The 5,501-nt window shown below is 70.2% G+C and carries 5 protein-coding genes; all 5 read left to right on the forward strand.

All coding sequences use genetic code 11. The features are described from left to right. On the forward strand, positions 1-896 hold an 896-nt coding region (locus tag AB0M20_RS24760; protein ID WP_364301953.1), incomplete at its 5' end, for a hypothetical protein. A 36-nt stretch (positions 897-932) separates the two neighbouring features. Next, positions 933-1,172, forward strand: coding sequence for a hypothetical protein (locus AB0M20_RS24765; protein ID WP_364301955.1), 240 nt, complete (start codon positions 933-935; stop codon positions 1,170-1,172). A 194-nt stretch (positions 1,173-1,366) separates the two neighbouring features. Further along, positions 1,367-2,467, forward strand: coding sequence for a BMP family ABC transporter substrate-binding protein (locus tag AB0M20_RS24770; protein WP_364301957.1), 1,101 nt, complete (start codon positions 1,367-1,369; stop codon positions 2,465-2,467). A gap of 90 nt (positions 2,468-2,557) precedes the next feature. Continuing rightward, positions 2,558-4,075 (forward strand): ABC transporter ATP-binding protein, encoded by a 1,518-nt coding sequence (locus tag AB0M20_RS24775; RefSeq protein ID WP_364301959.1) that lies wholly within the window; start codon positions 2,558-2,560, stop codon positions 4,073-4,075. Continuing rightward, the gene (locus AB0M20_RS24780) at positions 4,072-5,328 is read left to right on the forward strand and encodes an ABC transporter permease (protein ID WP_364301961.1); all 1,257 of its coding nucleotides are present in this window, start codon (positions 4,072-4,074) and stop codon (positions 5,326-5,328) included. Before AB0M20_RS24775 ends, AB0M20_RS24780 begins: the two co-directional genes overlap by 4 nt. The last annotated feature ends 173 nt before the right edge of the window (positions 5,329-5,501 follow it).

The raw sequence follows: 5,501 nt of genomic DNA on the forward strand, positions 1-5,501 counted from the left end.
CCGGCCCGGCCGCGAACATCGCCCCGCGAGATCTACCGGTCGCCCTGGCCGGACCGCCGCCGGCCACCACCGTGGTGGCCGCCAAGCTCGCCGCCGAGCACCCGGGAGCCTTCGAGATCACCCAGGTGCCCGACGCCGCCGCCGCGGACGATCTGATCCGCGATCGCTCGGTGTATGGAGCGATCGTCGTCACTCCCGCCGGCGCCGAGGCACACGTCGCGTCCGCGGCCGGCCCGGTCGTGGCTCAGCTGCTCGGCCAGGCGGCCGGCGGCGGCAAGGTCGTCGACGTGGTCCCCACCTACAGCGGTGACCCCCGCGGCACCGGCTTCGGGGCGGGCTTCCTGCCGCTGGCCATCACCTCGCTGCTCGCCGGTGTCCTGCTGTTCTTCGCCGCCCGCACCCGCGCCGCCCGGCTCGCCGGGCTGAGCACCTTCGCGGTCGTCGCCGGGCTGGCCGGCGCCGGGGTCATGCAGGGCTGGCTCGACGTCCTCCCGGGCGACTACCTGACCGTCGCCGGTGTGCTGGCGCTCTTCGCTCTCGCCGTCTCGGGTGCGATGACCGGGCTGGCCGCGCTGCTCGACCGGGGCGGCCTGGCGCTGGGCGCGGCCATCCTCTTCCTGGTCGGCAACGCGCTCTCCGCCGTCGCCTCCGCGCCGGAGCTGCTGCCGCAGCCGTGGGGCGAGGTCGGGCAGTGGCTGCCGATCGGTGCGGGCGCCACGCTGCTGAGGTCGGTCGTCTACTTCGACGGCAACGGCGGTCTGACCCCGGCTCTGGTGCTCAGCACGTACGCGGTCGTCGGCCTGGCCCTGGTCGCGATCGGCCGCCGCGGCACCACCCGGCGCGCCGCCGAGGCCATCCCCGCCGCCGCGACGCCGGAGCACGCCCTGGCCCGCTGATCGTCGGAATCGAAGAGGACCGCCCATACTTGCCGCGTGGTGATCTCGCGGCGGTGGGCGGTCTTCCTCGTGCTGGTCGGCCTGTGGACCTGGTTGATCTGGCCGCGCTTCGGGCTGGCGATCTGGCGGGACGACCGGTCGTTCGCGGACGGCTCGCCGACCTCGTTCCTCTGGGTGCACGCGCTGCTGATCGCCGCCTCGCTGGCCATCGGGACGATCGTCGGCGTCCTGGGCGTGAAAGCTTTTCGTGCGGCGGGCCGAGCGCCGCAAGATTAACGATGTGTTTCCCGGACCGCCGGGCATTCTCCGCTCAATCACCCGAAAGCCGCGCCGACGTCACCTGGGCAGTCGCGGCCGGGTAACGGTGCGCCAACAGTCCGGCCCGATTTCCTGACGCGGCGTTGGCCTGCAAGTACGCTCGCGCCGGAGAACTCACCGCGCTCGTCGGTGTGCAGTGGAAGGAGGGCGTTTTGCGCCCAGTACGTGGGAAGCGAATCGTTGCGGTTCTCGCGGCGGGCGGGCTGGCGCTCACCGCTGCGGCATGCGGCGACGCACCCGATGAGACCCCGAGCGGCACCGGCGCCTCCAGCGCGGCCGGCGCCCCCTACAAGGCCTGCATGGTCACCGACGTCGGCGGCATCGACGACAAGTCGTTCAACGCGTCGGCCTGGGCCGGCATGCAGGCGGCCAAGACCGCGCAGAGCAACGTGGAGCCGGAGTACTCGGCGTCCACCGCCGAGGCGGACTACGAGCCCAACCTGCGCGGCTACGTCCAGAAGAAGTGCAACTTCATCCTGGCCGTCGGTGGCCTGATGGGCGACGCGACCAAGAAGGTCGCCACCGAGGCCACCACCCAGCAGTTCGGCATCGTGGACGCCTCGATCGAGGGCGCGACCAACGTCTACCCGATGCAGTTCGCCACCGACCAGGCCGCGTTCCTGGCCGGCTACCTGGCGGCGGGTTACTCGAAGTCCGGCAAGGTCGGCACCTACGGCGGCCTGAAGATCCCGCCGGTCACCGTCTTCATGGACGGCTTCGCCGACGGCGTCGCGTACTTCAACAAGCAGAAGAGCAAGAACGTCCAGGTGCTGGGCTGGACGAAGGCCTCGCAGAACGGCACGTTCGCCGAGTCCTTCACCGACCAGAACAAGGGCAAGGCGATCGCGACCAACCTGGTCTCCCAGGGCGCCGACGTGATCATGCCGGTGGCCGGTGGCACCGGGCTGGGCACGGCGGAGGTCGCGAAGGCCTCCGGCGGCAAGGTCTCGGTCGTGTGGGTCGACCAGGACGGCTGCAAGAGCGCCGAGCAGTACTGCGACGTCTTCCTGACGACGGTGGTCAAGAACATCACCGACGCCGTGGAGCAGGCCGTCGCGGCCGGCGCCGCGGGTCAGCCGCTCGCCGCGGACCCGGGCTACCTGGGCACGCTGGAGAACAACGGCGTCTCGATCGCGCCGTACAACGACTTCGACAGCAAGGTCGACGCCGGGCTGAAGGGCGAGGTCGACAAGCTGAAGGCGGACATCATCGCGGGCACCGTGAAGGTGGAGTCGGCCTCTTCCCCGAAGTGACATCCGGCTAGCTAGTATCCAGCCGCCGCACGGTTGCGAGTTCTGCTCGCGACCGGGCGGCGGCTCTGCACTCGTCGTCGGGAGATAGCGGTGAGACTCGAACTGCGCGGCATCACCAAGCGCTTCGGCGACCTGGTGGCCAACGACCACATCGACATCACCGTCGAACCCGGCGAGGTGCACGCGCTGCTGGGTGAGAACGGCGCGGGCAAGTCCACCCTGATGAACCAGCTGTACGGGCTGCTCCAGCCGGACGGGGGCGAGATCCTGGTCGACGGCGAGGCCAAGGTCTTCCGCAGTCCGCGCGACGCCATCGCGGCCGGCATCGGCATGGTGCACCAGCACTTCATGCTGGTCCCGGTCTTCACCGTGGCGGAGAACATCGCGCTCGGTGCCGAGGAGACCCGCGGCGGGCCCCTGGGCTGGCTGGACCGCCGCGGCAACCGCCGCGACGTCCTCGAGACCTCCCAGAAGTACGGTCTGCCGGTCGACCCGGACGCTCTGATCGAGGATCTCCCGGTCGGCGCCCAGCAGCGGGTGGAGATCGTCAAGGCCCTCACCCGTGACGTGGACCTGCTGATCCTCGACGAGCCGACCGCCGTGCTCACCCCGCAGGAGACCGAGGAACTGCTCGCGGTCATGCGAGGGCTCACCGAGACGGGTAAGTCGATCGTCTTCATCACCCATAAGCTCAAGGAGGTCCGGGCCATCGCCGACCGGATCACCGTGATCCGGCGTGGCAAGACCGTGGGCACGGCGACGCCCGACACGCCCGAGGACGAGCTGGCCGCGCTGATGGTCGGGCGTGCGGTGAGCCTCGAGGTCGACAAGTCGGCCGGCGAGCCGGGCCGCGACGTGCTCGCCATCGCCGGGCTGACGGTCGAGGACGACCGCGGTGTCCGCGCGGTGGACGGGGTCGATCTGGTCGTGCGGGCGGGCGAGGTGCTCGGCGTCGCGGGCGTGCAGGGCAACGGCCAGACCGAGCTGGTCGAGGCGATCATGGGCCTGCGCAAGCCGGTGACCGGCACGATCACCCTGGACAACGAGGACCTGGCCGGGATGAGCACCAAGCGGATCCTGCGCTCCGGTGTCGGGTACGTGCCGGAGGACCGCAGCCTGGACGGCGTGGTCAAGGAGTTCTCGGTGGCGGAGAACCTGGTGCTGGACACGTACGACCGGCCGCCGTACGGCAACGCTTTCCGGCTCGACCCGGCCGCGATCGCCGCCTCGGCCCGCGAGCGGGTGGAGCAGTTCGACATCCGCACCTCGTCGCCGGACGCGACCGTCGGCACGCTCTCCGGCGGCAACCAGCAGAAGGTCGTCGTGGCCCGCGAGATGTCGCGCCCGCTGCGGCTGTTCATCGCCGCCCAGCCCACCCGTGGCGTGGACGTCGGCTCGATCGAGTTCATCCACGGGCGGATCATGCATGAGCGGGACGTCGGCACCGCGGTGCTGATGGTCTCCAGTGAGCTCGACGAGGTGGTCGGGCTGGCCGACCGGATCGCCGTCATGTACCGCGGAAAAGTGCTGGCCATCGTGTCGCCGGACACCCCGCGTGACAAGCTCGGCCTGCTGATGGCGGGCATCGTTGAAGGGGACGCCCAGTGACCGCCACCGAGGCTCCGGCCCCGCCCGAGAAGGAGGAGAAGGAGTCCTTCGCGAGCGTGTTCCTGCACAACCTCTGGTCGGCCAACACCGTCACCGTCACCGTGCTGTCGATCGTGCTGGCCGTGGTGATCGGCGCGATCCTCATGATCGTCTCCGACGCCGACGTGCTGGCCACGTTCGGCTACATCACCGCACGGCCGAGCGACGCGATCAACGGCAGCTGGGAGCTGGTCAGCACCGCGTACGCCGACCTCCTCAAGGGCGCCGTGCTCGACCCCGAGGCGATCTCGGCGTGGGCGAACGGCACCGGCGACTGGCAGGCGGTGGTCACCCCGATCTCGGAGACCCTCACGTACGCCGCGCCCCTGGTCTTCACCGGCCTGTCGGTGGCCCTCGCCTTCCGCGGCGGCCTGTTCAACATCGGCGGCCAGGGCCAGGCGATCATCGGTTGCGTGACCGCGGCCGTCGCCGGGTTCGCGTTCCCGCTGCCGATCGTCATCCACGTGGTGGTCGCGCTGGTCGCCGGCCTGATCGGCGGGGCGCTCTGGGGCTTCCTGCCGGGCATCCTCAAGGCCCGCACCGGGGCGCACGAGGTGATCATCACGATCATGATGAACTACATCGCCGGGTTGTTCCTGACCTGGCTGATCATCCAGAAGGGTGTGCAGAACCCGGACCGGCCGGACGCGATCAGCAAACCGGTGGACGCCTCGGCGCAGCTGGCCTCCGTGGGCGGCCCGGTGCGCGTGCACCTCGGCATCGTGCTGGCCGTGCTGGTCACCGCCGCCGTCGCCTGGCTGCTGAACCGTTCCGCGTTCGGCTTCGAGCTGCGCGCGGTCGGCGCCAACCCGGCCGCGGCCAGGACCGCGGGCATCAGCGTCGCCAAGACGTACACGTTGCTGATGGTCGTCGCAGGCGGGCTCGCCGGGCTGGGCGGCGCGACGCAGGTGCTCGGCACCGCGTACTCCCTCACCCCGGCGGTGGCCGGCAACATCGGCTTCGACGGCCTGCTGGTGGCGCTGCTCGGGCGCAACCGGCCGTGGGGCACCCTGCTGGCCGCCATCCTCTTCGGCGCCCTGCGCGCCGGCGGCAACCGGATGCAGTCGTTCAGCGGAATCTCGATCGAGCTGGTCACCGTGCTCCAAGCGGTGATCGTCGTCTTCATCGCCGCGCCCGCCCTGGTCAAAACGATCTTCCACCTGCGCGCCGCCCGCTCCGCGCGGCTCGGCGCCTCGATGGCGAAGGGCTGGTGAGCCAGATGTCGACCGCAACGGCGGAAACCGCAACAGCGACCAAGGCCCCGGCCCGCTTCTGGGACCGGCAGCGGCGCCTCGGCGTCGGGCTGGTGGTCGTCGGCCTGATTTAAGAAATGCACTTCCAATAACTTCAGTACTTATGGCTATTATTAAATAAATATAAGGCATTT

This window comes from Actinoplanes sp. NPDC051633 (assembly GCF_040681735.1).
GTDB lineage: Bacteria > Actinomycetota > Actinomycetes > Mycobacteriales > Micromonosporaceae > Actinoplanes.